Source organism: Pseudomonas helleri (genome assembly GCF_045830615.1).
GTDB classification, from domain to species: domain Bacteria; phylum Pseudomonadota; class Gammaproteobacteria; order Pseudomonadales; family Pseudomonadaceae; genus Aquipseudomonas; species Aquipseudomonas helleri.
Genome location: NZ_CP174501.1, coordinates 4,330,784 through 4,356,895 on the forward strand (window position 1 = coordinate 4,330,784; position 26,112 = coordinate 4,356,895).

General features: G+C 58.0%; 21 protein-coding genes. 8 read left to right on the forward strand and 13 right to left on the reverse strand.

The features are described from left to right. Nucleotides 1-100: 100 nt before the first annotated feature. The 11 genes from lpxD to rpsB form a co-directional block, all read right to left on the reverse strand. Nucleotides 101-1,156, reverse strand: a complete 1,056-nt coding sequence (gene lpxD / locus ACJJU9_RS19570) for a UDP-3-O-(3-hydroxymyristoyl)glucosamine N-acyltransferase (RefSeq protein ID WP_048368090.1) — start codon at nucleotides 1,154-1,156, stop codon at nucleotides 101-103. Nucleotides 1,157-1,158: 2 nt separating this feature from the next. Further along, nucleotides 1,159-1,662 carry an OmpH family outer membrane protein gene (locus ACJJU9_RS19575; protein ID WP_048368091.1) on the reverse strand — a complete coding sequence of 168 codons (504 nt, stop codon included), beginning with the start codon at nucleotides 1,660-1,662 and terminating at the stop codon, nucleotides 1,159-1,161. A gap of 45 nt (nucleotides 1,663-1,707) precedes the next feature. Further along, nucleotides 1,708-4,056 carry an outer membrane protein assembly factor BamA gene (gene bamA, locus ACJJU9_RS19580; RefSeq protein ID WP_153326192.1) on the reverse strand — a complete coding sequence of 783 codons (2,349 nt, stop codon included), beginning with the start codon at nucleotides 4,054-4,056 and terminating at the stop codon, nucleotides 1,708-1,710. Between the two features lie 75 nt (nucleotides 4,057-4,131). Then, nucleotides 4,132-5,484, reverse strand: coding sequence for an RIP metalloprotease RseP (gene rseP, locus ACJJU9_RS19585; protein ID WP_407729342.1), 1,353 nt, complete (start codon nucleotides 5,482-5,484; stop codon nucleotides 4,132-4,134). A gap of 44 nt (nucleotides 5,485-5,528) precedes the next feature. Then, nucleotides 5,529-6,716 carry a 1-deoxy-D-xylulose-5-phosphate reductoisomerase gene (ispC, locus tag ACJJU9_RS19590; protein ID WP_048385560.1) on the reverse strand — a complete coding sequence of 396 codons (1,188 nt, stop codon included), beginning with the start codon at nucleotides 6,714-6,716 and terminating at the stop codon, nucleotides 5,529-5,531. Further along, nucleotides 6,713-7,519, reverse strand: a complete 807-nt coding sequence (locus tag ACJJU9_RS19595; protein ID WP_153331701.1) for a phosphatidate cytidylyltransferase — start codon at nucleotides 7,517-7,519, stop codon at nucleotides 6,713-6,715. Before ACJJU9_RS19595 ends, ispC begins: the two co-directional genes overlap by 4 nt. Further along, a complete protein-coding gene (uppS, locus tag ACJJU9_RS19600; RefSeq protein ID WP_048368096.1) occupies nucleotides 7,519-8,274 on the reverse strand; it encodes a polyprenyl diphosphate synthase in 756 nt (251 codons plus the stop codon). Before uppS ends, ACJJU9_RS19595 begins: the two co-directional genes overlap by 1 nt. Nucleotides 8,275-8,289: 15 nt before the next feature. After that, nucleotides 8,290-8,847, reverse strand: a complete 558-nt coding sequence (gene frr, locus ACJJU9_RS19605) for a ribosome recycling factor (protein ID WP_048385564.1) — start codon at nucleotides 8,845-8,847, stop codon at nucleotides 8,290-8,292. Continuing rightward, complete coding sequence (gene pyrH / locus ACJJU9_RS19610) at nucleotides 8,844-9,587, reverse strand: UMP kinase (RefSeq protein ID WP_048368099.1); 744 nt, start codon at nucleotides 9,585-9,587, stop codon at nucleotides 8,844-8,846. Before pyrH ends, frr begins: the two co-directional genes overlap by 4 nt. Nucleotides 9,588-9,793: 206 nt before the next feature. Further along, nucleotides 9,794-10,657 (reverse strand): translation elongation factor Ts, encoded by an 864-nt coding sequence (gene tsf / locus ACJJU9_RS19615; RefSeq protein WP_048368100.1) that lies wholly within the window; start codon nucleotides 10,655-10,657, stop codon nucleotides 9,794-9,796. A 205-nt stretch (nucleotides 10,658-10,862) separates the two neighbouring features. Further along, a complete protein-coding gene (rpsB, locus tag ACJJU9_RS19620) occupies nucleotides 10,863-11,606 on the reverse strand; it encodes a 30S ribosomal protein S2 (protein WP_019411593.1) in 744 nt (247 codons plus the stop codon). An 832-nt stretch (nucleotides 11,607-12,438) separates the two neighbouring features. Between rpsB and map the strand changes: the two genes are divergently transcribed. From map to dapC, 3 genes are read left to right on the forward strand one after another with little or no spacing between them, the layout of a single operon-like run. Then, nucleotides 12,439-13,221 (forward strand): type I methionyl aminopeptidase, encoded by a 783-nt coding sequence (map, locus tag ACJJU9_RS19625; protein ID WP_048368102.1) that lies wholly within the window; start codon nucleotides 12,439-12,441, stop codon nucleotides 13,219-13,221. A 41-nt stretch (nucleotides 13,222-13,262) separates the two neighbouring features. Further along, entirely contained in the window at nucleotides 13,263-15,962 is a 2,700-nt protein-coding gene (locus ACJJU9_RS19630; RefSeq protein WP_153326186.1) for a [protein-PII] uridylyltransferase, read from the forward strand. Between the two features lie 23 nt (nucleotides 15,963-15,985). Continuing rightward, nucleotides 15,986-17,185 carry a succinyldiaminopimelate transaminase gene (gene dapC / locus ACJJU9_RS19635; RefSeq protein ID WP_407729343.1) on the forward strand — a complete coding sequence of 400 codons (1,200 nt, stop codon included), beginning with the start codon at nucleotides 15,986-15,988 and terminating at the stop codon, nucleotides 17,183-17,185. 89 nt (nucleotides 17,186-17,274) lie between these two features. On the opposite strand, the gene ACJJU9_RS19640 is transcribed toward dapC, so the two are convergent. Continuing rightward, complete coding sequence (locus ACJJU9_RS19640; RefSeq protein ID WP_153332033.1) at nucleotides 17,275-18,924, reverse strand: Na+/H+ antiporter; 1,650 nt, start codon at nucleotides 18,922-18,924, stop codon at nucleotides 17,275-17,277. A 237-nt stretch (nucleotides 18,925-19,161) separates the two neighbouring features. Here ACJJU9_RS19640 and ACJJU9_RS19645 point away from each other — a divergent pair, with 237 nt between their 5' ends. The 4 genes from ACJJU9_RS19645 (at nucleotide 19,162) to ACJJU9_RS19660 (ending at nucleotide 22,275) form a co-directional block, all read left to right on the forward strand. Next, a complete protein-coding gene (locus ACJJU9_RS19645) occupies nucleotides 19,162-19,524 on the forward strand; it encodes an ArsC family reductase (protein ID WP_048368107.1) in 363 nt (120 codons plus the stop codon). A 47-nt stretch (nucleotides 19,525-19,571) separates the two neighbouring features. Next, nucleotides 19,572-20,606 carry a 2,3,4,5-tetrahydropyridine-2,6-dicarboxylate N-succinyltransferase gene (dapD, locus tag ACJJU9_RS19650; RefSeq protein WP_048368109.1) on the forward strand — a complete coding sequence of 345 codons (1,035 nt, stop codon included), beginning with the start codon at nucleotides 19,572-19,574 and terminating at the stop codon, nucleotides 20,604-20,606. Between the two features lie 62 nt (nucleotides 20,607-20,668). After that, nucleotides 20,669-21,874 carry an aminotransferase class V-fold PLP-dependent enzyme gene (locus tag ACJJU9_RS19655; protein WP_407729344.1) on the forward strand — a complete coding sequence of 402 codons (1,206 nt, stop codon included), beginning with the start codon at nucleotides 20,669-20,671 and terminating at the stop codon, nucleotides 21,872-21,874. After that, nucleotides 21,871-22,275, forward strand: coding sequence for a SufE family protein (locus ACJJU9_RS19660; RefSeq protein ID WP_407729345.1), 405 nt, complete (start codon nucleotides 21,871-21,873; stop codon nucleotides 22,273-22,275). The genes ACJJU9_RS19655 and ACJJU9_RS19660 overlap by 4 nt, the downstream gene beginning before the upstream one ends. 129 nt (nucleotides 22,276-22,404) lie before the next feature. Here the strand turns inward: ACJJU9_RS19660 and tcdA are convergent, their stop codons facing one another. Next, nucleotides 22,405-23,217 carry a tRNA cyclic N6-threonylcarbamoyladenosine(37) synthase TcdA gene (tcdA, locus tag ACJJU9_RS19665; protein WP_048368114.1) on the reverse strand — a complete coding sequence of 271 codons (813 nt, stop codon included), beginning with the start codon at nucleotides 23,215-23,217 and terminating at the stop codon, nucleotides 22,405-22,407. Between the two features lie 276 nt (nucleotides 23,218-23,493). On the opposite strand from tcdA, the gene ACJJU9_RS19670 reads away from it, so the two are divergent. Then, nucleotides 23,494-26,085 (forward strand): glycosyltransferase, encoded by a 2,592-nt coding sequence (locus ACJJU9_RS19670; RefSeq protein ID WP_048368115.1) that lies wholly within the window; start codon nucleotides 23,494-23,496, stop codon nucleotides 26,083-26,085. The last annotated feature ends 27 nt before the right edge of the window (nucleotides 26,086-26,112 follow it).

Genomic DNA, 26,112 nt, shown 5'->3' on the forward strand with positions numbered 1-26,112 from the left:
AAGCCTGTAATAAAGATTGGGCGCGCGCGACTAAGGCGCGCTCCTCTAGCAAATCAAGGAAGCAAACCAGTGGCTATGCACTCTTGATATGGAAAATGTACTAGCCCTCTGAAGAAGCTTTACCGTCCGGGGTCACTTCCCCGACGCGCTTTTCCAGATGTTTTAGCCGTCTTGCAATGTCATCCAGCTGACGTATGCGTGCCGCACTTTTGCGCCACTCCGCAGCCGGCTGCATGGCAGTACCGGAAGAATAGGCTCCTGGCTCGGTGATCGAATGCGTCACCATCGTCATGCCAGTCAAGAACACGTTGTCACAAATTTCAATGTGACCGACCAAACCAACTCCGCCTGCGAGCATGCAGTGCTTACCGATTTTAGTACTACCGGAAATGCCTACACACGCGGCCATCGCCGTATGGTCACCCACCTGAACGTTGTGCGCGATCTGGATCTGGTTATCCAGCTTGACGCCATTGCCGATCAACGTATCGGCCAAAGCACCCCGATCAATGGCCGTGTTGACGCCAATTTCGACATCATCACCGAGGGTCACACCGCCAATTTGAGCGATTTTCTGCCAAATGCCTTTTTCGTTGGCGAAACCAAAACCTTCGCCACCCAACACGGCACCCGACTGAATCACCACACGCTTGCCGATATGCACATCGTGGTACAGGGTCACACGAGGTGCCAGCCAACCGTCTTCACCGATGGTGCAACGCGCACCGATAAAGCAATGCGCACCAATGGTGACGCCGGCAGCGATTCGCGCACCGCTCTCAATGACCGCAAACGCACCGATGCTCGCCATTGGATCAACCACCGCATCGTCCGCAATCACAGCCGAAGGGTGAACCCCGGCAGTGGCTTTGGGCTTGGGGTCGAACAAATGGGAGATTCGGGCATACGCCAGGTAAGGATCGGGCACAACCAGCGCATCCCCCGCGTACTCCTCGGCATCCGCCGCCTTGAGCAGTACCGCTCCAGCGTGGCAGTCAACGAGGTATTTACGGTATTGGGGGTTAGCCAGAAAGCTCAACTGAGCTGGGCCGGCCTCTTGCAAAGTGGCCAGCCCAGTAATTTCTTTCTCCGCGGAGCCACGCAAGGTGGCCCCGAGGAACTCGGCCAATCGGCCGAGTTTTATAGTCGCGGTCATAATTACTTCAGCTGATTCATGCGCTCAATCACTTGGCGAGTGATGTCGTACTGAGGTTTTACATCAATCACAGCACCACGCTCGAACACCAGGTCAAAGGCGCCTTTCTTGATGACTTCTTCAACAGCGCTGTCCAGTTTTGGCTTCAGCTGTTTCAGCATTTCACGGTCAGCAACGGCTTTGGCTTCGTTCAGTTCCTTGGACTGGAACTGGAAGTCACGGGCCTTTTGCTTGAATTCAAGCTCCAGACGCTCACGCTCGCCTTGCTGCATTTTGTCGCCGCCGCTAACCAGACGGTCCTGGATGCCCTTGGCGCTGCTTTCCAGGTTTTTCAGCTTGGTCAGTTGTGGGCCAAATTTTTTCTCGGCATCCACGGCATAACGCTTGGCAGCGTCGGATTCAAGCAGTGCCATTTGATAGTTCAGCACAGCAATTTTCATGTCGGCAAAAGCCGGGCCCGCTGCCAAGAGCGAAGCCAGGAGAACCAATTGAGTCAACTTACGCACGATGCACTCCTAAAAAATCCGTTGTCTGTATCTATAGTCAGGCTTTTAGAAAGTCTGGCCGAGGGAGAATTGGAACACTTGAGTGTCTGCGTCATCCGGTTTCTTGATCGGCATGGCCAAGCTGAAGCTCAGCGGGCCAAGCGCAGTTACCCATGTCACACCTACACCCACAGAACTGGCCATATTGCTAAAGCTGATATCGCAATTCTTGGTTTCGCCCTTGCAGTTGGTGTCGAACACGTTACCCACATCCCAGAATACGGAAGTACGCAGGGAACGTTGATCCTTCACAAACGGCATCGGGAACAGAACTTCTACACCACCCTGGATCAGCACGTTACCACCGAACGGCAGCGGGTCTTGATCCGGGTCGGCAATCGTACCCGGGTTCTTACCGGTACTCGGCGTACTGCGAGGGCCCAGTGCGCTGTCTTTAAAGCCACGTACCGAGTTGAAACCACCCGCATAGTAGTTCTCGTAGAACGGCAGACCTTCAGTCGAACCGTAACCATCACCATAGCCCAACTCTGTGTGCAGGCGAGCAGTGAAGGTATCGCTCAACGGCTGGAACAACTGTGCACGATAGTCCAGTTTGTAGAACTGCAGGTCGCTGCCAGGAATGGTGGTTTCCAGCACCAGGCTCTGCGACGTACCACGGGTTGGCAACACGCCTTTGTTCAGGGTCGACTCGGACCAGCCAATCGATGCCTTGAAGTTGAGGTACTTGTCACCTTCACGGTTTACGAAGTCGAAGATCTCGTCAACGGTGTAACGACCAGTGCTGATTTCATCCTGCTGAACGGTCAGGCCGTAGGTCAGACGGGAGGTATCGCTGATCGGGTAGCCCATGGTAACGCCAGCACCCAGGCTGTCGACCGAGTAGTTGGCAACGTCAACGTCCAGCTCTTTGTAGTCAGTGGTGCGGTAGAAAACGTTGTAGCCCAGGCTCACACCGTCCGGCGTCCAGTACGGGTCAACGTAGCTGAAGTTGTAACGGCTTTGGTATTCGCTGCGGGTCAGACCAATGCTGACCTTGTTACCCGTACCCAGGAAGTTGTTCTGGGTAATCGAGCCACCCAGGATCAAACCGGCGCTCTGAGCAAAACCGACGCTGGCAGTGATCGAACCCGACGCTTGTTCTTCAACAGCGTAGTTCACGTCAACCATGTCGTCAGTGCCTGGCACTGCCGGAGTTTCAACGTTCACTTCCTTGAAGAAGCCCAGACGCTCAAGGCGAACCTTGGACTGGTCGATCAGGTAAGTAGAAGCCCAACCGCCTTCCATCTGGCGCATTTCACGACGCAGCACTTCGTCTTCCGACTTGGTGTTGCCGCGGTAGTTGATACGGTTCACGTAAGCACGCTTGCCCGGATCGACCACGAAGGTGATGGCGACGGTGTGGTTTTCCGGGTCTGGCTGAGGCACGCCGTTCACGTTGGCGAAGGTGTAGCCTTCGTTACCCAGGCGACGGGTGATCAGCTCGGAGGTGGTGGTCATCAGCTTGCGCGAGAACACCTGGCCTGGCTGAACCAGCAGCAGCGACTTGATCTGATCTTCCGGGACCTTGAGGTCACCGCTCAGTTTGACCGAGCCGACATTGTATTTTTCGCCTTCGTTCACGTTGACCGTGATGTAGACGTTCTTTTTGTCAGGGGTGATCGATACCTGGGTCGAGGCGATATCCATGTTGATATAGCCGCGATCGAGGTAGTAGGAACGCAGACGCTCCAGGTCACCCGACAGTTTTTCACGCGCATACTTGTCGTCGTTCTTAAAGAACGACAACCAGTTGGTGGTTTTCAGTTCGAACAGATCAACCAGGTCAGATTCCGGGAAGACCGTGTTACCCACCACGTTGATGTGCTGGATAGAGGCAACGGTGCCTTCGTTGATGTTGACCTTCAAGGCAACGCGGTTGCGCGGCTCAGGCACCACTTCGGTGTCTACCGTCGCCGAGTAGCGGCCTTGGGCAACATACTGACGTTGCAGCTCGTTACGAACACCTTCAAGGGTCGCACGCTGGAAGATTTCGCCTTCAGCCAGGCCCGATTGTTTCAGGCCTTTCATCAGGTCATCAGTGGAGATCGCCTTGTTACCGTCAATGGTGATGCTGGAGACGGAAGGACGTTCGACAACCGTAATGACGAGCACATTGCCATCACGACCCAGTTGGATATCCTGAAAGAACCCGGTTTTGAACAACGCACGAGTGGATTCCACCAAACGGCGGTCATCCGCTACCTCACCCACGTTCAGCGGTAACGCGCCAAACACGCTGCCGGCGGAAACCCGCTGGAGCCCGTTGACACGGATATCAGAGATAGTGAAGGACTCGGCGTGAACTTCGGCGATCATCAGTACGGCGAGAACCGCAGTTAGCAGCAGACGTTTCATGAAGTCCTTTCTTATTCCAACTGGCAATAAACAAACTGCCGCAAAATGCGGCAGATTCGCAATTCAGCGAAGTGTTTACAGTCGTCCCAAGTCGTTGACCAGAGCAAGTAACATCACTCCGACCACCAAACTGATACCGATCTGCATCCCCCAACCCTGTACCCGATCCGACAAGGGACGACCACGCGCCCACTCGATCAGATAAAACAACAAGTGCCCACCGTCCAGGACGGGAATGGGCAACAAGTTCAGAACCCCCAGGCTAATACTCAGATAAGCCAGGAAATTCAAGAAATCAGCAACGCCCGACTGGGCAGAAGCGCCCGCCACTTTAGCAATGGTTATCGGTCCACTCAAGTTTTTTACCGAGAGCTCGCCGAACAACATTTTCTTCAGTGAATCGAGCGTCAATACGCTCATGGTCCACGTACGCTTGACCCCTTCGCCGATGGCGGCGACCGGGCCATAGCTGACTTCGCGAATCATCGCAGGTGGCCAATCGACACCTTTGACCCCTGCCCCCAGATAACCGGTCGCCGCGTCACCTTCACCGCGAGCGGCCAGAACCACCGGCACCTCAAGCGCAACACCGTCGCGCTCGACGCGCAAATCTACGCGGGCCGCGGGCCGCAGACGAACCCAGTCCACGACTTGTTGCCAGTCATTGATGGCCTGACCATTCATGGACAGCAGTTTGTCACCGGTCTTGAGGCCAGCTGCTTGGGCCGGGCCTTTAGGGTCAAGTTCTGCCAAAACGGCTGGCAGCTCAGGGCGCCATGGCCGAATACCCAACGATTTGATCGGATCCGGCTCATCAGCCCCTTTTAGCCAGTCATGCAAAACCAGTTGGTGGGAGCTTTCAACGTCGGAATCGGGGCCGCGCACCGCAACCTGAATGGCACCGCTTTCGCCGAGGCGACGCACCAGTTGCAGGTTGACGTTCGACCAGCCAACAGTTGGCTGGCCATCAATTGAAACAATTTCCTGACCGGCTACCAGGCCGGCTTGTGCCGCCAGGCTGCCGCTTTCGACTGCCCCGATCACCGGGCGCACCTGCTGGCTGCCCATCATTGCCAGCACCCAGAAGAACGCAATGGCCAGCAAGAAGTTGGCCACAGGCCCGGCGGCGACGATGGCAATGCGCTGACCGACGGTTTTGCGGTTGAAGGATTGATCCAGTTGGTCAGCCGGAACATCGCCTTCACGCTCGTCGAGCATTTTTACGTAGCCGCCCAGCGGAATCGCTGCGACGACAAACTCAGTGCCCTGACGGTCATGCCAGCGTAAGAGAGGCGTACCGAAGCCCACAGAAAAGCGCAGAACCTTGACGCCGCAACGGCGCGCCACCCAAAAGTGACCGAATTCATGAAATGTGACCAGCACCCCCAATGCCACCAGGGTGCCAACAATCATATAGAGCGCACTCATCTACTTTCTCCGCGATTCTGTCCGGCTCCGACATGTACCACTTGTCAGTTGTTACGGCTCAACCACTGCTCAGCTCGCAGTCGCGCTTGGGTATCTACCGCAAATACAGCATCCAGCTCATCGACTGCAATCACAGGCTCATTGCTTAACACATCTTCAATAAGGTTGGCGATTTGCGGGTAACGAATCTTGCCATCAAGAAACGCCGCCACCGCCACTTCGTTTGCTGCATTGAGGGTCGCGGGTGCGCTGTTACCCGCCTCGGCTGCTTCTCGACACAGACGCAAACACGGGAAGCGTTGTTCGTCCGGACGCTCAAAGTCCAGCCGCGCAACCGCAAACAGGTCCAGCGGCGCAACACCCGAGTCGATGCGTTCAGGCCACGCCAGGGCATTGGCAATGGGTGTGCGCATGTCCGGATTACCGAGCTGCGCCAAGACCGAGCCATCCACGTAATCAACCAGCGAGTGAATCACGCTCTGTGGGTGGATCACCACTTCAACCTGGCTTGGCTTGGCATCGAACAACCAGCAGGCCTCGATCAGCTCCAGGCCCTTGTTCATCATGCTCGCCGAATCAACGGAAATCTTGCGCCCCATCGACCAATTGGGATGAGCACACGCCTGATCCGGGGTGACATGTTGCAACAACTCTAAAGGCGTCTCGCGGAACGGTCCGCCCGACGCCGTCAGCAATATCCGCCGCACACCGACCGAACCCAGGCCGCGTGCGTAGTCCTGTGGCAAACACTGGAAAATCGCGTTGTGTTCGCTGTCGACAGGCAGCAATACCGAACCGCTGCGACGAACGGCCTGCATAAAAAGATCGCCGGTCATGACCAGCGCTTCTTTATTGGCCAAGAGAATTTTTTTGCCAGCGTTAACCGCTGCCAACGTAGGACGCAAGCCAGCTGCACCCACGATTGCTGCCATGACCGTGTCAACTTCTGGAGCAGAAGCCACCTGACACAAGCCTTGCTCACCCACCCATACTTCAGTGCCGAGCTTGGCGGCCTGCAAACCAGCCCGCAGTTGGCTGGCTGCATGCTCGTGCGGCACCACAACCACTCGCGGCTTGTGTTCGAGACACAAGGCCAGAAGCTCCGGGATACGGCTAAAACCGCTCAGGCCAAAGACCTGATAGCGGTCAGGGTGACGCGCAATAACATCCAAGGTGCTCAGGCCAATCGAGCCTGTAGCCCCCAGCACCGTAATCTGTTGAGGTCGACTCATGATCCGGCAATCCAAAGCAGTACAGCAAACAACGGAACCGCCGCCGTCAGACTGTCGATACGGTCCAGCACCCCACCGTGACCAGGCAGCAGGTTACTGCTGTCCTTGATACCGGCCTGACGCTTGAACATGCTTTCGGTGAGGTCGCCCACAACGGACACCAGCACAATCATCGCTGCACCCAACAGCGCTGCGATGATTTCGCCAACGCTCCAGCCACGCACCAGACCGACAGCAGCCGTGATCAGCAGACTGAGGATCAAACCGCCATACACGCCTTCCCAGCTCTTGCCCGGGCTGACTTTAGGGGCCAGCTTGCGTTTCCCGAACTTGCGCCCGGAAAAGTAAGCGCCGATGTCAGCGCCCCACACCAGCACCATGACCGCCATGATCAGCCAGTTGCCCAGCGCCATCGCCTTGATCAGCACCAGCCCTTGCCAGGCCGGCAGCAAAATCAGCAGGCCAATCACCAGCTTGGTCAAGGTTGCCGACCAGCGCTCGGCCGACTCAGGAAACGTCAGCACCAGCCAGGTTGCAGCGCCCCACCACAAGATTGCGGCGCCCAGCACCCAGGGTGCCAGATCCGGGAAGACGTACAAACCAAACAGCAGCAGAGCCACGAATACTGCAAAAGCCACCCGCGCCAACTGAGCTTCGAAGCCCGCCAGACGCGCCCATTCCCAGGCCCCCAAGGTCACGACCAGGCCGATAAACAGCGCAAAGCCAGACCCTTCGAGCAGGAAAAACCCGCACAAAGCGATGGGCAGCAATATGAGTGCCGTAATGATGCGTTGTTTAAGCATTAAACCCGGGCTCCAGCTTCAACCTGCTCACTCGTTTTACCGAAGCGACGCTGGCGAGAAGCGAAATCAGCCAGCGCGTTGCGCATGGCTTCGTGTTTGAAGTCCGGCCAGAACAGGTCGGAGAAGTACAGTTCGGCATACGCCAACTGCCACAGCAGGAAATTGCTGATGCGGTGCTCGCCGCCTGTGCGGATGCACAGATCAGGCAAAGGCAGATCGCCAGTCACCAGACAGTTTTGCAACAGGCCCGGGGTGATGTCTTCAGGCTGCAAATGCCCCGCCTGAACTTCACGCGCCAGGCGCTGTGCGGCCTGCGCAATGTCCCACTGGCCGCCGTAGTTAGCGGCAACCTGCAGTACAAAGCGATCAGGCCCTGCCGTCATCTGCTCCGCCTCACGCATCGCCGCCTGTAATTCAGGGTGGAAGCGCGAACGGTCGCCGATGATCCGCAAGCTGATGTTGTTGTCGTTGAGGCGCCGGGCCTCACGCCGTAGCGCCTTGAAGAACAAGTCCATCAAGGCGCTGACTTCAGCGGCAGGGCGCTGCCAGTTTTCACTGGAGAACGCGAATAAGGTGAGCACCTCGACCTTGGCCTCGACGCACACCTCAATCACTGCGCGAACTGCATCCACTCCCGCTTTATGCCCGGCAACACCTGGCAGAAAGCGTTTTTTCGCCCAGCGATTATTACCATCCATGATGATCGCGACGTGGCGCGGCACCGATGATGGCTCTGTCTGCTTGGTCTTTTCCATAAAACGCCCAGACCCTTATACGGCCATCAGGTCCGCTTCTTTCGCCTTGGTAGCCGCATCAATGTCTGCCTCGGCCTTGTCGGTCAGCTTCTGAATATCAGCAGCGGCGCGACGCTCTTCGTCTTCGCTGATTTCTTTGTCTTTAACCAGTTTTTTCAGCTCGCTCAACGCATCGCGACGGATGTTGCGAACCGCTACACGCGCGTCTTCAGCGGCACTACGGGCTTGCTTGGTGAAACCTTTACGGGTTTCTTCAGTCAAGGCCGGCATGGAGATCAGCAGCAACTCACCCAGGTTAGTCGGGTTGAGGTTCAGGCCAGCGCTCTGGATAGCCTTGTCGACCGCGGCCAGCATGTTGCGCTCAAATGCCACAACTTGCAGGGTACGCGAGTCTTTTACCGTTACGTTGGCAACGCTGCTCAACGGGGTATCGGCGCCGTAGTAAGGCACCATCACGCTGCCCAGGATGCTCGGGTGCGCTTTGCCGGTGCGGATCTGGCCAAATGCATGGGCCAAGGATTCCAGCGACTTCTGCATGCGCGTTTGAGCGTCTTTTTTGATTTCATTGATCATTGTTGAACTTCCTCGATCAGAGTCCCTTCAGCGCCGCCATGGACAATATTCAGCAAGGCGCCGGGCTTGTTCATATTAAATACACGCAATGGCATTTTATGGTCACGGCACAGACAAATGGCCGTAAGGTCCATAACACCCAGTTTGCGATCCAGTACTTCATCGTAAGTCAGATGATCGAACTTCTCGGCATGCGGGTCTTTAAATGGATCTGCGGTGTACACGCCGTCAACCTTGGTTGCTTTAAGCACCACGTCAGCGTCGATTTCAATAGCACGCAAGCAAGCAGCAGAATCCGTTGTGAAGAACGGATTACCGGTGCCTGCAGCGAAAATCACCACATCTTTAGCGTTCAAATGACGCATTGCCTTGCGACGATCGTAATGATCAGTCACACCAACCATCGAAATAGCCGACATTACGATGGCAGAGATATTCGCACGTTCCAGCGCATCGCGCATGGCCAAGGCGTTCATAACGGTTGCCAGCATGCCCATATGGTCGCCAGTCACACGATCCATACCGGCCGCGCTCAGGGCAGCACCGCGGAACAGGTTGCCACCACCGATCACCAAACCTACCTGGACGCCGATGCCGACCAGTTGGCCCACTTCCAGCGCCATGCGGTCGAGTACTTTGGGATCGATCCCGAACTCTTCAGAGCCCATCAGGGCTTCACCGCTTAGCTTGAGTAGGATGCGTTTATAGCGAGTTTGATAACCAGCGCCCTGCTGAGCCATTGCGAATCTCTCCTGCCGCGTTTTAAAAAAATCTGTGCGAGGCCACTTTCAGCCCGCGCTTACTCTAGCGTGGCGCTGCACAGCAGCACCATCGGAACACGACTTATGCAATCGGTTCCGCAAGAAAAGGTAAAACCCTCTCCCATTTGAAAAGAGGCTGCGCGCGTGAGCGGGCAGCCTCTTCGGGTCGACAGTGTAAAACTGTCTTATTGCTTGGCTGCAGCCAGCTGAGCAGCAACTTCTTCAGCGAAGTTGTCGACTGGCTTCTCGATGCCTTCGCCTACTTTGAAGTAAGTGAAGGAAACGATTTCAGCGCCGGCTTTCTTGGCCAGCTCGCCAACTTTGATCTCTGGGTTCTTAACGAAAGCTTGCTCAACCAGGCTAGCTTCGGCCAGGAACTTGCTGATGCGGCCTTTGATCATGTTTTCAACGATGTTTTCTGGCTTGCCGGCAATCTTGTCAGCATTGAGGCTCAGGAACACCGCTTTTTCACGCTCGATCGCGTCTTCAGAAACTTCCGAAGGCAGCAGGAACTCTGGGTTGCTTGCAGCGACGTGCATAGCGATGTCTTTGGCCAGCTCAACGTTGCCGCCTTTCAGAACAACCGCTACACCGATTTTGTTGCCGTGCAGGTAACCACCAACCACGTCACCTTCAACACGAACCAGGCGACGGATGTTGACGTTTTCGCCAACTTTGCCGACCAGTACCAGGCGATCAGCTTCTTGAGCTTCGATCAGAGGCTCAACAGTCGTCAGCTTGTCAGCGAATGCTTTTTCAACGCTGGCAGCAACGAATGCTTTGAAGTCGTCCTGCAGGGCCAGGAAGTCAGTCTGCGAGTTCACTTCCAGCAGAACTGCGGATTTACCGTCTTCCTTCAGAGCGATTGCGCCTTCAGCAGCAACGTTGCCTGCTTTTTTGGCAGCCTTGATGGCGCCGGAAGCACGCATGTCGTCGATGGCTTTTTCGATGTCGCCGCCAGCCTTGGTCAAGGCTTTCTTGCAATCCATCATGCCTTCGCCAGTACGCTCACGCAGTTCTTTAACCAACGCTGCAGTAATCTCTGCCATTTCAAAATTCCTCTTGGATAGGTTTTCAACCATTCCACCCGACCGAACGGGCGTTCAATTCGTATGAAGCCTGCCTCGAGGCTCCCAGCCAGCCGCATTCTGATACAGCAATGACGAGAGCATGTCCAATAAATGGATTTCGAGGTGGCAAAAAGGGGGCCAAGCCCCCTTTTTGCGCACTGAGTAAACGCTAGGCGTTAGTTACTCAGCCTTCAACTACCGCTGCAGCTGGAGCTTCTTCGACGAAAACGTCGGTGCCGCCAGCAACGTGGTTGCGACCACGGATAACAGCATCAGCCATCGCACCCATGTACAGCTGGATAGCGCGGATTGCGTCATCGTTGCCCGGGATGATGTAGTCAACGCCTTCTGGGCTGCTGTTGGTATCGACAACGCCGATTACCGGGATGCCCAACTTGTTAGCTTCGGTGATCGCGATGCGCTCGTGGTCAACGTCGATAACGAACAGTGCGTCTGGCAGACCGCCCATGTCCTTGATACCACCCAGGCTACGATCCAGCTTTTCCAGATCGCGAGTGCGCATCAGCGCCTCTTTCTTGGTCAGCTTGGCGAAAGTACCGTCTTCTGCTTGAACTTCAAGGTCACGCAGACGCTTGATGGAAGCACGGATGGTTTTGAAGTTGGTGAGCATGCCGCCCAACCAGCGGTGATCGACGTACGGCGAGCCGCAACGTGCTGCTTCTTCAGCAACGATCTTGCCAGCGGAACGCTTGGTGCCGACGAACAGAATCTTGTTTTTGCCCTGGGCCAGACGCTCTACGAAAGTCAGAGCTTCGTTGAACATTGGCAGGGTTTTTTCAAGGTTGATGATGTGGATCTTGTTACGCGCGCCAAAGATGTATTTACCCATCTTCGGGTTCCAGTAACGGGTTTGGTGACCGAAGTGCACACCGGCCTTCAGCATATCGCGCATGTTGACTTGGGACATGGTAGTTCCTTAATAAGTCGGGTTAGGCCTCCACGTATCCCAACGACCAACCAGCAGCTTCGAGCTGAAGGCACCCAGGTCATCGTGTCGATACGTGTGTGGGTTTGTGCTCTGCGGGCTATACCCGCAAAGCGGCGCATTTTATATCACAAGACACATAAAAAACGAAGCGCGAATTCAGACTTTATTGCTAAGCCGTTGTCGCACAAGGATTTGCGCCCTGTAGGAGGGGCCACCCCGTCTTCGACGCCGCGCTGTCGCGCAGCAAACAGGCGACTGTAGTCGCTGACGAGGTACGAAGGCTGCGATCGGCTGCATGCAGCCGTAAAACCATCCACCTCAATATTTTTGGGTACATATCCATTGCTGCGGCTTAGCCACTGCGCAACACCTGCGTTCGGACAGCGTGGTTTAACGGGGCCTCTTAGATCAAGATCACAAGCTGGATCAAGATCAAAAGATCGCGAGGCAAGCTCGCTCCTACAAGGCCTTTAGAATCAATAACTTATTTTATGCTTGATAAGAGCGAGCTTGCCTCGCGATCGTTTGATCTGTGGTGTGCCCGTTAACTGCACAACGGCATTTCACCGATTTAGCCCTTACCGCGAGGCAGGCAGATCAAAATCCCGGATCAAAAGCCGCCCCTTCCTTTTGCTAGAGCCTTGGAATAGGGCCAGAATGCCCCACTCTATTAATAGAAGCGATGGCGCAAGGCTCATGTTTACAGCCGACCGTCTGGTAGAATCGCGTTTTTATGGCGGTGTGTAGCTGAAATAACTCGTCACACACCCGCAACCCCGTTGATGAGCGCTTACGCGCGAAGAGAGCCTGTATGACCGTCACCCTCAAAACTCCCGAGGACATCGCAAAAATGCGTATCGCCGGCAAACTGGCCGCCGACGTACTGGAAATGATCGCTGAACACGTTAAACCCGGCGTCACCACCGAAGAGCTGGACCGCATTTGCCATGACTATATTGTCAATGTGCAACAGGCCATCCCTGCGCCGCTCAACTATAAAGGCTTCCCCAAGTCGATCTGCACCTCGATCAACCACGTGGTCTGCCACGGCATTCCGGGTGACAAGGCGCTGAAGGAAGGCGACACCCTGAACATCGACGTTACCGTGATTAAAGACGGCTACCACGGCGACACCAGCCGCATGTTCCATGTCGGCAAAGTGCCAGTCTGGGCTGAGCGCCTGTCGCAAGTGACCCAGGAATGCATGTACAAGGCCATCGAACTGGTCAAGCCTGGCTGCCGCCTGGGCGATATCGGTGAAGTGATTCAAAAGCACGCCGAAAAGAACGGCTTCTCGGTGGTTCGCGAGTTCTGCGGCCATGGCATTGGCAAGGTGTTCCACGAAGAGCCGCAAATCCTGCACTACGGGCGCGCGGGCACCGGCATGGAACTCAAGGCTGGCATGACGTTCACCATCGAGCCAATGATCAACCAGGGCAAAGCCGACACTAAAGTGCTGGGCGATGGCTGGACGGCGATCACCAAGGACCGCAAGCTGTCTGCGCAGTGGGAACACACCCTGCTGGTGACCGACACCGGTTACGAAATCTTCACCCTGCGCAGCGATGACACCATCCCGCGGGTTTCGGCCTGACAGCAACCCCCACACACATCCCACGACAGGAAAGCCAATCGATGCCGCAGGTGGATCCCGAACTTTTTGACCGCGGCCAGTTCCAGGCCGAATTGGCATTAAAGGCAAGCCCGATTGCCGCTTTCAAAAAGGCGATCCGCCAGGCACGTGAAGTGCTCGACGAACGCTTTCGCAAAGGCCGCGATATTCGACGATTGATCGAGGACCGCGCCTGGTTCGTCGATAACATCCTGCAACAAGCGTGGGACCAGTTCAGCTGGAGCGACCAGGCCGATATCGCCCTGGTCGCGGTGGGCGGTTATGGCCGGGGCGAATTGCACCCCTACTCCGACATCGACCTGCTGATACTGCTCGACAACGCAGACCATGAAATCTTCCGCGATTCCATCGAGCGGTTTCTGACGCTGCTGTGGGACATCGGTCTGGAAGTCGGCCAGAGCGTACGCTCGGTCGACGAATGTGCAGAGCAAGCCCGCGCCGACCTGACCGTCATCACCAACCTGATCGAAAGCCGCACCATTGCTGGCCCCGAGCGCTTGCGTCAACGCATGCTCGAAGTCACCAGCACCGAACACATGTGGCCCAGCAAGGAATTCTTTCTGGCCAAGCGTGCCGAGCAAAAAGCCCGGCACCACAAGTACAACGACACCGAATACAACCTTGAGCCCAACGTCAAAGGCTCGCCCGGCGGCCTGCGCGACATTCAGACCATCTTGTGGGTAGCCCGTCGCCAGTACGGCACCCTGAATTTGCGCGCCCTCGCTGGTGAAGGTTTCCTGGTCGAAAGCGAGCACGACCTGCTCTCTTCCTCCCAGGAGTTTCTCTGGAAGGTCCGCTATGCCCTGCACATGCTCGCTGGCCGTGCCGAAGACCGTCTGCTGTTTGACCATCAACGCAGCATCGCCGAGTTGCTCGGCTTTACCGGCGAAGACACCAAGCAGACCATCGAAAACTTCATGCAGCAGTATTACCGGGTGGTCATGAGCATTGCCCAGCTCAGCGACCTGATCATCCAGCATTTCGAAGAAGTGATCCTGGCCCCGGAAGACGAAGCGCCACCGACGCCGATCAACTCGCGCTTTCAACTGCACGACGGCTACATCGAAGCCACCAGCAACAACGTGTTCAAGCGCACGCCGTTCGCCATGCTCGAAATCTTCCTGCTGATGGCGCAGCACCCCGACATCAAAGGCGTGCGGGCTGACACCATCCGCTTGCTGCGCGAACACCGCTACCTGATCGACGATGATTTTCGCAGCGACATCCGCAACACCAGCCTGTTTATCGAGCTGTTCAAATGCAAAATCGGCATCCATCGCAACCTGCGCCGGATGAACCGCTACGGCATTCTCGGACGTTACCTGCCGGAATTCGGCTTTATCGTCGGGCAAATGCAGCACGACCTGTTCCACATCTATACGGTCGATGCGCACACCCTGAACCTGATCAAGCACCTGCGTAAGTTGCAGTACACCCAGGTCTCGGAGAAATTCCCGCTGGCCAGCAAACTCATGGCCAAACTGCCCAAGCCTGAGCTGATTTACCTCGCCGGGCTGTACCACGATATCGGCAAAGGCCGCCACGGCGACCACTCGGAGATTGGCGCGGTGGACGCAGAAGCCTTCTGCATTCGTCATCACCTGCCCGCCTGGGATACGCGACTGATCGTGTGGCTGGTGCAAAACCACCTGGTGATGTCGACCACCGCCCAGCGCAAAGACCTGTCAGACCCGCAAGTCATCCATGACTTTGCCCAGACCGTGATCGACGAAACCCACCTCGACTACTTATATGTGCTGACCGTGGCCGACATCAACGCCACCAACCCGACGCTGTGGAACTCCTGGCGCGCCAGCCTGTTGCGCCAGCTCTACACCGAGACCAAGCGCGCCCTGCGTCGCGGCCTGGAAAACCCGGTCGATCGCGAAGAGCAAATTCGCCAGACGCAAAGCGCCGCGCTGGACGTGCTGGTGCGCAACGGCAACGATCAGGACGATGTCGAGCAACTCTGGTCGCAGCTGGGCGATGACTACTTCCTGCGCCACACCTCGGCCGACGTGGCCTGGCACACCGAAGCCATCCTGCAGCAACCTGTAGATGGCGGCCCGCTGGTGCTGATCAAGGAAACCACCCAGCGCGATTTCGAGGGCGGCACGCAGATCTTCATTTACGCGCCCGACCAGCACGACTTCTTCGCCGTGACCGTGGCGGCCATGGACCAGCTCAACCTCAACATTCATGACGCGCGCATCATTACCTCTAGCAGCCAGTTCACCCTCGACACCTACATCGTGCTCGACAACGACGGCGACTCGATCGGCAATAATCCGGAGCGCATCGAAAAAATCCGCAAAGGCCTGACCGAAGCCCTGCGCAACCCGGACGACTACCCCAACATCATCCAGCGCCGGGTACCGCGCCAGCTCAAACACTTTGCTTTCCCGCCGCAAGTGACGATCCACAACGACGCCCAGCGCCCGGTCACCGTACTGGAACTCAGCGCCCCGGACCGTCCCGGCCTGCTGGCGCGCATCGGGATGATCTTCCTGGAGTTCGACCTGTCGTTGCAAAACGCCAAGATCGCCACCTTGGGCGAGCGCGTCGAAGACGTCTTCTTCATTACCGACGAAAACAATCAGCCATTGTCTGACCCACAACTGTGCATACGTTTGCAGGAAGCCATCGTGGAGCAACTAACGGTCAACAAAGACTCAACCCCAACCTGGCGCCTGAGCATCTAGCCGCCGAGTGAGACCCGCATCCAATGAACAACGCTCTAAACCAGTTGCAGCCTTACCCGTTCGAAAAACTGCGTGCCCTGCTGGGTAGCGTGCAGCCCAACGCCGACAAGCGGCCGATTGCGCTGTCGATTGGCGAACCGAAACACCGCTCGCCCGATTTCGTGGCCAAGGCCCTGGCGGACAACCTCGACCAGATGGCGGTCTACCCGACCACCCTCGGCATCCCTGCCCTGCGCGAAGCGATTGGTAGCTGGGCCGAGCGCCGTTTTAACGTGCTGGCTGGCTGGCTGGACCCGGCGCGCAACATCCTGCCCGTCAACGGCACCCGTGAAGCGCTGTTCGCCTTCACCCAAACCGTGGTCAACCGCAGCGACGACGGCTTGGTGATCAGCCCGAACCCGTTCTACCAGATCTACGAAGGGGCCGCGTTTTTGGCCGGCGCCAAGCCGCACTACCTGCCGTGCCTGGCTGAACAAGGCTTCAACCCGGACTTCGACGCGGTGTCGGTCGAGACCTGGAAGCGCTGCCAGATCCTGTTCCTGTGCTCGCCGGGCAACCCGACCGGTGCCTTGATCCCGCTGGCAACCCTGAAAAAACTGATTGCACTGGCTGATGAACACGACTTCGTGATCGCCGCCGACGAATGCTACAGCGAGCTGTATTTCGACGAGCAGACCCCGCCAGAAGGCTTGCTCAGCGCGTGCGTGGCCTTGGGCCGTGAAGACTTCAAGCGCTGCGTGGTCTTCCACAGCCTGTCCAAGCGCTCGAACTTGCCGGGCCTGCGCTCGGGTTTTGTCGCCGGTGATGCCGAGATCCTCAAGGCGTTCCTGCTGTACCGCACCTACCACGGCTGCGCCATGCCGGTGCAAACCCAGCTGGCGAGCATTGCTGCCTGGAACGACGAAGAACACGTGCGCGCCAACCGCGACCTGTACCGCGCCAAGTTCGATGCCGTGCTGGAGATTCTGACGCCGGTACTGGATGTACAGCGCCCGGATGGCGGGTTTTATCTGTGGGCGAATGTCGAAGGGGATGACACAGAATTCTCCCGCGACCTGTTCGCAGAAGAACACGTGACCGTGGTACCGGGTTCTTATCTTTCACGCGAAGTCGACGGCTTTAACCCGGGTGCAGGCCGCGTGCGCATGGCCCTGGTCGCGCCATTGGCTGAATGCGTAGAAGCCGCCGAGCGGATCCGCGACTTCATCCAGCGCCGCCGCTAAACCCAAATCTGTAGGAGCGAGCTTGCCTCGCGATCTTTTAAAAGATCAAAAGATCGCGAGGCAAGCTCGCTCCTACAGTATTCATAGCCTTACTTCACCGTCCCCAGATTCGCTTCGCTCAAATCCAGATCACGCAAAATCTCGCTGAGCACGTCATCGCCGATCTCATGGTGGCGACGCAAGCTATACAGCTCCAGACGCTGTGCCCTGAGTGCCTTGAGGCGCAAGCGGCTTTCCAGCAGGTCCATCTGTGAGGCCAACGCCTGCGCTTCAGCCGAGTCATTAAACACTTCGAGCTGATGGCGGTATTCAGACATGATCCGCGCCTTCAATTCAGCCGCCAGTGCTGCTTGGGCCGCGTCTTGCGGACTATCGGCTGGCTCAACCACGTCTTCGGCTTCCAGTGCATGAATCGCCGCCTCTGCCGTGCGCCGCCAAGCTTCGCGTACCTCTTTGCGCATGGCGTCGTCCGGGCTCTTGGGGATGCCGCGCAACAACAAAGGCAAGGCGATACACGCCGCCACCAGCGACAGCAAAATCACTCCCGCGGCAATAAAGATGAGCAGGTCGCGCTCAGGGAAGTCCACCCCCGCGCTGATCAACAACGGCACCGACATCACACCGGCCAACGTCACCGCACCGCGCACACCACCGACCGTCAGCAACCAGCACGAACGCGCCGTCGGCACCAGGGTCAGGTCGCCCTTGCCGCGCCAGCGACGCAAGAGGCCAAACAGGCGCCAAATGCTCTGCACCCAGATAAAACGTAGCGCCAGCAGCACCAGAAAAATCGCCACCACGTCCAGGCAGCGATAAAACAGGGTCGGCCACAAGGTGGTTTCGTGGCTGACCACCGCCTTGATGATGTCTGGCAGTTGCAAGCCCAACAGCAGGAAGATCAGGCCATTGAAGGCAAACTCCAGCAGCCCCCACACACTGCGGTTAAGCAGGCGCGTACTGGTTTGACGCGGCAACAGGTCCAGCCAGCTTTGCATCATCCCCGCCGCCACCGCCGACAAAATGCCCGAGGCGCCCAAGCGCTCAGCCAATACATAAGCGGCAAACGGCAGCAGCAACATAAACACGACGTGGGTCGCCGGGTCATCCCAGCCGCGACCGATCATCCAGGCCCGCAGGCGCCCCACCAGCCAACTCAGCGCCACACCGATGGCCAGGCCGCCACAGGCCACCAGTACAAAGGTCAGGCTGGCATTGGTCAGCGAGAACACCCCGGTGATGGCTGCAACCAGGGCAAATTTGAACGTCACCAGGCCCGAAGCGTCGTTCATCAGGGCTTCGCCCTGGAGCATATGCATCAGCGGGCCAGGCAGGCGGTTCTGGGCAATGGCCGACACTGCCACGGCGTCTGTCGGTGACAGTACAGCAGCCAGGGCAAACGCCACTGGCAAGGGAATCGTCGGCAAAAGCCAATGAATGAAGTAACCCGCCCCGACCACGGTGAACAGCACCAAACCCACTGCCAACGTCAGAATCGGCCCACGCAAACGCCAGAACTCACGTTTGGGCATGCGCCAGCCATCCGAGAACAGCAACGGCGGCAAGAACAGAAACAGGAACAGCTCCGGGTCCAGTGCAACGTGCAAGCCCAGGGTTGGCCAGGCCAACACGGCACCCGCAGCAATTTGCACCAACGGCAGAGGTAAAGGGATCACACGCCCCAATAAACGCGAGACTCCTACTAACATCAGCAGGATGAGTACGGTATAGGCGGTTTGCATATCAACAAAATTCCCGAACAATCAGCGTTAACTGAATTCAAACACAGCTAGCAACAATTTTAGATCCAGCCTCATAGTAGCTTCAAATGGCTGACGTCGACCTTGAACATAAGTCTCAATGCGACTACCTGTCACAAGATCCTGCCAAGGTTGCAGGCAGCCTGCGCTCAAGCGCCTCGCCCATGGCATAATCCGCCACCGCTTATTTCCACGCATCTCCAAAGGAGGGGCAATTCAGTGACCGATTCGAGCAAGACGTTGCACCTTTTCGGCATCAAGGCCTGCGACACCATGAAAAAGGCTCGCACCTGGCTGGATGAACATGACGTGCGTTATGACTTCCATGATTACAAAAGCAGCGGTATCGACCGTGAACACCTGACTCAATGGTGCGACGAGCACGGTTGGCAAGTTGTGCTCAACCGCGCAGGCACTACCTTTCGCAAACTCGAAGACGAACAGAAAGCCGATCTCGACCAAGCGAAAGCCATTGAGCTGATGCTCGCCCAACCCTCGATGATCAAGCGCCCGGTGCTCGATCTCGGTAATAAAACCCTGATTGGCTTCAAGCCTGATCTTTATGCGGCGGCCCTTCTCTGAGCCAACTGGCTAAAGCCCGCCCCTTCATTTTTGTACGAGGTAATTGCATGTCTACTACCCTATTCAGCGCGGCCTTCGGTGTCGGCACTCAAAACCGTCAAGGCGCCTGGCTGGAAGTGTTCTACGCACAACCGCTGATCAACCCGTCGGCCGAACTGATCGCTGCGGTCGCGCCGATCCTGGGCTACACCGGTGGCAATCAGGCAATCACCTTCACCACCGCTCAAGCCGCGCAACTGGCTGAAGCCGTCAAGCCGGTTGACGCTGCCCAGGCCGCACTGCTGACCCGCCTGGCCGAAAGCCACAAGCCATTGGTTGCCACCCTGCTGGCCGAAGACGCTGCCCTGACCTCCACCCCGGAGGCTTACCTGAAGCTGCACCTGCTGTCCCATCGTCTGGTCAAGCCGCACGGCCTGAGCCTGGCAGGTGTGTTCCCGCTGCTGCCGAACGTGGCCTGGACCAGCCAGGGCGCCATCGATCTGGGCGAGCTGGCTGAGCGCCAACTCGAAGCCCGCCTGCGTGGCGAACTGCTGGAAGTGTTCTCGGTCGACAAGTTCCCGAAAATGACCGACTACGTGGTCCCGGCTGGCGTGCGTATCGCTGACAGCGCGCGTATCCGTCTGGGCGCCTACATCGGCGAAGGCACCACCGTGATGCACGAAGGTTTCGTCAACTTCAACGCCGGCACCGAAGGCCCGGGCATGATCGAAGGCCGTGTTTCGGCGGGCGTCTTCGTCGGTAAGGGTTCGGACCTGGGCGGCGGTTGCTCGACCATGGGCACCCTGTCGGGCGGTGGCAACATCGTGATCAAAGTGGGCGAAGGCTGCCTGATCGGCGCCAACGCCGGTATCGGCATTCCATTGGGCGACCGCAACACCGTTGAGTCGGGCCTGTACGTGACCGCGGGCACCAAAGTCGCGCTGCTGGACGAAAACAACCAACTGGTTAAAGTCGTCAAAGCCCGTGAACTGGCCGGTCAACCAGACCTGTTGTTCCGTCGCAACTCAGAAACCGGCGCTGTGGAATGCAAAACCCACAAGTCGGCCATCGAGCTGAACGAAGCGCTGCACGCTCACAACTAAGCGTTTGTCTGCCACTGACGGGGCTGGCTGCTTGCAGCCTCGTCAACAGAGCCTTGAACACCATGCTTTTGCCTTCTCCTTGGCGCGCTGACTTTCCGGCCATCGCCGCCCTGCAACGTCAGGACCAGACTTATCTGGACAACGCTGCCACCACGCAAAAACCTCAAGCCCTGCTCGACGCACTGACGCACTACTACGCCAGTGGCGCCGCCAATGTGCACCGGGCCCAGCACCTGCCGGGCGCGCATGCCACCCAGGCGTTTGAGAACTCGCGCTGCAAAGTCGCCCAATGGCTCAACGCGGCTGACTGCGGGCAAATTGTCTTCACCCACGGTGCCACTTCGGCACTGAACCTTCTGGCTTACGGGCTGGAACACCTTTTCAATCCGGGCGATGAGATTGTCATCAGCGCCCTGGAACACCACGCCAACCTGCTGCCATGGCAGCAGCTTGCCCAGCGCCAACAGTTAACCCTGGTGGTGTTGCCGCTGGATGCCGACGGCGTGATCGACCTTGACGCCGCCGCCCACCTGATTACCCCGCGCACCCGCCTGCTGGCTGTCAGCCAGTTGTCCAACGTGCTCGGCGTGTGGCAGCCGCTGCCCGAGTTGCTGGCCCTGGCCAAAGCACAGAACGCGTTGACCGTGGTCGATGGGGCCCAAGGCGTGGTCCACGGCCGTCAGGACGTGAATGCGCTGGGCTGCGACTTCTATGTGTTTTCCAGCCACAAACTGTACGGCCCGGACGGGTTGGGCGTGCTGTTTGGCCGCCATGCAGCACTGGCCAGCCTCAAGCACTGGCAGTTTGGCGGCGAGATGGTTCAGGACGCCGACTACCAGCACGCCACCTTCCGCCCTGCCCCGCTGGGCTTTGAAGCCGGTACACCGCCGATTGCCAGCGTGATTGGCCTGGGCGCGACCCTGAGCTACCTGAGCAGCCTCGACCAGAGCGCCGTCGACGCCCACGAAGCTGCGTTGCACGCGCTGCTGGTTGAAGGCCTGCAACAGCGCCCCGGCATTCGCCTGCTGGGCTCGCCGCAATTGGCACTGGTGAGTTTTGTGGTCGAGGGCGTGCACAACGCCGACCTTGCCCACTTGTTGACCGAGCAAGGCATTGCCGTGCGGGCCGGGCATCACTGCGCCATGCCCCTGCTGAAAAGCCTCGGTTTGGCAGGTGCCATCCGCGTGTCGCTGGCGCTGTACAACGACTCAGATGACCTGCAACGCTTTTTCGATGCCCTCGACCAGGCCCTGGAGTTATTGCAATGACCCTGCCTGCTGAGGCTCAGGTCGCCCTCGACAGCTTTGAACACTGCGCCAGTTGGGAACAACGCGCCCGCCTGCTGATGCAATGGGGCCAACGCTTGCCCGAGTTGGCCGAGGCCGACAAAACCGAGGCCAACCGCGTGCACGGTTGTGAAAGCCGGGTGTGGCTGGTGGGCGAATTAAAAGACGGCCATTGGCAATTTGCTGCCAGCAGCGATGCACGCTTGATTCGCGGGCTGGTGGCGTTGCTGCTGGCGCGGGTCAATGGCTTGTCCAGCGAGGCGCTGCACCACGTAGACCTGCCCGACTGGTTCAACCAGCTTGGCCTGAGCCGCCAGTTGTCGCCATCGCGCAGCAATGGGCTTAATGCGGTGTTGCAGCGGATGCGCGAGTTGTCTGCTTAACACTGGATCTTGGCTATCTTGCCCGTAGTCGCTGACGAGGTACGAGGCTGCGATGCGGGCCGCAGGACCGCCGTCCAAGGGATCGCTTCGCAATCCATCGCAGCCTCATTCTTCGGCAGCGACTACAACTCAGGGTTTGGCCTTGACCTTCTCTGAAGGTCGGCGCACGCCCGCCACGATCTTGTCCACGGCCTTGGTGGCCGCGACCATGCCGAAGGTCGCGGTGACCATCATCACGGCGCCAAAACCGCCGGCGCAATCGAGCTTCACGCCATCGCCGACAAAGCTCTTCTGCAGGCAAATGCTGCCGTCAGGCTTGGGATAGCGCAGTTGCTCGGTGGAAAACACGCACGGCACGCTGTAGTGACGGGTTACCGTGCGCGAAAAGCCGTAATCGCGGCGCAAGGTAGAACGCACTTTCGAGGCCAGCGGGTCATTAAAAGTACGGTTCAAATCGCAGACCTGAATCAGGGTCGGGTCAATTTGCCCGCCCGCACCGCCCGTGGTGATGATCTGGATCTTGCGCCGCTTGCACCAGGCAATCAGCGCTGCCTTGGCATTGACGCTGTCGATGCAGTCGATCACGCAGTCAATGTTCGGGGTGATGTACTCAGCCATGGTTTCGCGGGTCACGAAATCCGCCACCGCATGCACGGTGCACTCCGGGTTGATCTCGCGCAGGCGCTCCGCCATCACTTCGACTTTGTCCCGACCAATGGTCGAGCTCAGCGCGTGCAACTGGCGGTTGCTGTTGCTGACGCACACGTCATCAAGGTCGAACAACGAGATTTCGCCGACGCCGCAGCGGGCAATGGCCTCGGCCGCCCACGAGCCGACACCGCCCACGCCCACAATTGCCACGTGCGCTGCACGCAGTCGTTCCAGGCCTTGCAGCCCATATAACCGGGCGACGCCGGCAAACCGTGGATCTTCTGTACTCATCACCAACACCCCAAAAACCGGCGCGCATTATAGGGGGCATGCGGGCCGTTGAGTATCTTTACCAAGCTCTATGCGACCAACACTGCTTTAATGACCCACTAGTTAACAAGACAAGAGCTACAAGCAACAAAGAAAGAACTTAAGAGTGCTCTAGCTGCCCAATGCGCGACCTGATTCCGTGCGCTGTACGGTAGGTCAGAGCGCAGTGTAGGATGCGCGCCGTTTGGCACCTGCCGATCGATCTTCGTTCCACTCCTTTTGGAACCCGAAAACGTTATGTCATCGCGTAAATTTGGACTCAACCTGGTGGTCGTGCTGGCCATCGCTGCCCTCTTCACAGGCTTCTGGGCGCTGATTAACCGCCCGGTATCCGCCCCCAACTGGCCTGATCAGATCTCCGGTTTTTCGTACTCGCCGTTTCAACAAGGCCAGTACCCGCAAAAGGACCAGTACCCGACCGACGATGAAATGCGTCGCGACCTGGAGATCATGAGCAAACTGACCGACAACATTCGTACCTACTCGGTCGACGGCACCTTGGGCGACATCCCCAAGCTGGCGGAAGAGTTCGGTCTGCGGGTGACCCTCGGCATCTGGATCAGCCCTGATCTGGAGCGCAACGAGCGCGAAATTCAAAAAGCCATCGAACTGGCCAATAACTCGCGCAGCGTCGTACGGGTCGTGGTCGGTAACGAAGCGCTGTTTCGCGAAGAGATCACCCCCGAAGACCTCGCCGTGCTGCTGGACCGAGTGCGGGCCGCAGTTAAAGTCCCGGTGACAACGTCTGAGCAATGGCACATTTGGGAGAAATACCCGCAACTGGCCAAGCACGTTGACCTGATCGCCGCGCACATCCTGCCGTACTGGGAATTTATCCCGGTGGACAAGGCCGGCCAGTTTGTTCTGGACCGCGCCCGCGACCTGAAAAAGCTCTTCCCGAAAAAACCGCTACTGCTCTCCGAGGTCGGCTGGCCGAGCAACGGCCGCATGCGCGGTGGCGCCGACGCGTCACCGGCTGACCAGGCCATTTACCTGCGTACGCTGGTCAACAACCTGAACCGTCGCGGCTACAACTACTTCGTGATCGAAGCCTTCGACCAGCCGTGGAAGGCCAGCGATGAGGGTTCGGTAGGCGCGTACTGGGGTGTATTCAACGCCGCCCGCCAGCAAAAATTCAACTTTGAAGGCCCGGTGGTTGCTATCCCGCAGTGGCGCGTACTGGCCATTGGCTCGGTGGTGATGGGCTTGCTGTCGCTGGCCTTGCTGCTGATCGACGGCTCGGCCTTGCGTCAACGTGGCCGTACCTTCCTGACCTTTACCGCATTCCTGTGTGGTTCGGCGCTGGTTTGGATCGGCTACGACTACAGCCAGCAATACAGCACCTGGTTCAGCCTGACGGTGGGCTTCCTGCTCGGGTTGGGCGCGCTCGGGGTGTTTATTGTGCTGCTCACCGAGGCCCATGAACTGGCTGAAGCGGTCTGGATTCGCAAGCGGCGCCGTGAGTTTTTACCGGTCGAAAGCGACGATGCCTACCGCCCGAAAGTCTCGATTCATGTGCCGTGTTACAACGAGCCGCCAGAGATGGTCAAACAGACGCTTAACGCGCTGGCCAACCTCGACTACCCGGACTTCGAAGTGTTGCTGATCGACAACAACACCAAAGACCCGGCGGTGTGGGAACCGGTGCGTGACTACTGCGCCACCCTGGGCCCGCGCTTCAAGTTTTTCCATGTGGCACCGCTGGCCGGCTTCAAGGGCGGCGCGCTGAACTACTTGATCCCGCACACCGCACCAGACGCCGAAGTGATTGCGGTCATCGACTCCGATTACTGCGTCGATCGCAACTGGCTCAAGCACATGGTGCCGCACTTTGCCGACCCTAAAATCGCCATCGTGCAGTCGCCACAAGACTACCGCGACCACAGTGAAAGCACCTTCAAGAAGCTCTGCTACTCGGAATACAAAGGCTTCTTCCACATTGGCATGGTGACCCGCAACGACCGTGACGCGATCATTCAGCACGGCACCATGACCATGACCCGTCGCTCGGTGCTCGAAGAACTGGGCTGGGCTGACTGGTGCATCTGTGAAGACGCCGAGCTGGGCCTGCGGGTGTTCGAAAAAGGCTATTCCGCAGCCTATTCCCACAACAGCTACGGCAAGGGGCTGATGCCCGATACCTTTATCGACTTCAAGAAACAGCGCTTCCGCTGGGCCTATGGGGCGATTCAGATCATCAAGCGTCACGCGTCGAGCCTGCTGCTGGGCAAAAACACCGAACTGACCCGTGGCCAGCGTTACCACTTCCTCGCGGGCTGGTTGCCGTGGGTGGCTGACGGCATGAATATTTTCTTCACCGTGGGCGCCCTGCTGTGGTCGGCGGCGATGATTATTGTGCCGACGCGGGTTGACCCGCCGTTGCTGATTTTCGCCATCCCGCCGTTGGCGCTGTTTGTGTTCAAGGTCGGCAAGATCATCTTCCTGTACCGCCGTGCCGTGGGGGTTAACCTCAAGGACGCGTTTGCTGCAGCCCTGGCAGGCCTGGCGTTGTCGCACACCATCGCCAAAGCGGTGCTGTACGGCTTCTTCACCACCAGCATTCCGTTCTTCCGCACGCCTAAAAACGCCGACAACCACGGCTTTTGGGTGGCCATTTCGGAAGCCCGCGAAGAAGTCTTCATCATGCTGTTGCTGTGGGGTGCAGCGCTCGGGATCTTCCTGGTCCAAGGCCTGCCGAGCAACGACATGCGCTTCTGGGTGGTAATGCTGATGGTGCAATCGCTGCCGTATCTGGCGGCGCTGATCATGGCCTTCACCTCGTCCCTGCCCAAGCCTGTTGAAGCCGAGCAGGAGCAACCCGCGGCATAAATTGCACGCAACCTCTAAACGGCGGCC

Coding starts and splice junctions, on each gene's coding strand:
- lpxD (WP_048368090.1), bottom strand. CDS start 1,156: ATGACCGCGACTATAAAACTCGGCCGATTGGCCGAGTTCCTCGGGGCC.
- bamA (WP_153326192.1), bottom strand. CDS start 4,056: ATGAAACGTCTGCTGCTAACTGCGGTTCTCGCCGTACTGATGATCGCC.
- rseP (WP_407729342.1), bottom strand. CDS start 5,484: ATGAGTGCGCTCTATATGATTGTTGGCACCCTGGTGGCATTGGGGGTG.
- ispC (WP_048385560.1), bottom strand. CDS start 6,716: ATGAGTCGACCTCAACAGATTACGGTGCTGGGGGCTACAGGCTCGATT.
- ACJJU9_RS19595 (WP_153331701.1), bottom strand. CDS start 7,519: ATGCTTAAACAACGCATCATTACGGCACTCATATTGCTGCCCATCGCT.
- uppS (WP_048368096.1), bottom strand. CDS start 8,274: ATGGAAAAGACCAAGCAGACAGAGCCATCATCGGTGCCGCGCCACGTC.
- frr (WP_048385564.1), bottom strand. CDS start 8,847: ATGATCAATGAAATCAAAAAAGACGCTCAAACGCGCATGCAGAAGTCG.
- pyrH (WP_048368099.1), bottom strand. CDS start 9,587: ATGGCTCAGCAGGGCGCTGGTTATCAAACTCGCTATAAACGCATCCTA.
- tsf (WP_048368100.1), bottom strand. CDS start 10,657: ATGGCAGAGATTACTGCAGCGTTGGTTAAAGAACTGCGTGAGCGTACT.
- rpsB (WP_019411593.1), bottom strand. CDS start 11,606: ATGTCCCAAGTCAACATGCGCGATATGCTGAAGGCCGGTGTGCACTTC.
- map (WP_048368102.1), top strand. CDS start 12,439: ATGACCGTCACCCTCAAAACTCCCGAGGACATCGCAAAAATGCGTATC.
- ACJJU9_RS19630 (WP_153326186.1), top strand. CDS start 13,263: ATGCCGCAGGTGGATCCCGAACTTTTTGACCGCGGCCAGTTCCAGGCC.
- dapC (WP_407729343.1), top strand. CDS start 15,986: ATGAACAACGCTCTAAACCAGTTGCAGCCTTACCCGTTCGAAAAACTG.
- ACJJU9_RS19640 (WP_153332033.1), bottom strand. CDS start 18,924: ATGCAAACCGCCTATACCGTACTCATCCTGCTGATGTTAGTAGGAGTC.
- dapD (WP_048368109.1), top strand. CDS start 19,572: ATGTCTACTACCCTATTCAGCGCGGCCTTCGGTGTCGGCACTCAAAAC.
- ACJJU9_RS19655 (WP_407729344.1), top strand. CDS start 20,669: ATGCTTTTGCCTTCTCCTTGGCGCGCTGACTTTCCGGCCATCGCCGCC.
- ACJJU9_RS19660 (WP_407729345.1), top strand. CDS start 21,871: ATGACCCTGCCTGCTGAGGCTCAGGTCGCCCTCGACAGCTTTGAACAC.
- tcdA (WP_048368114.1), bottom strand. CDS start 23,217: ATGAGTACAGAAGATCCACGGTTTGCCGGCGTCGCCCGGTTATATGGG.
- ACJJU9_RS19670 (WP_048368115.1), top strand. CDS start 23,494: ATGTCATCGCGTAAATTTGGACTCAACCTGGTGGTCGTGCTGGCCATC.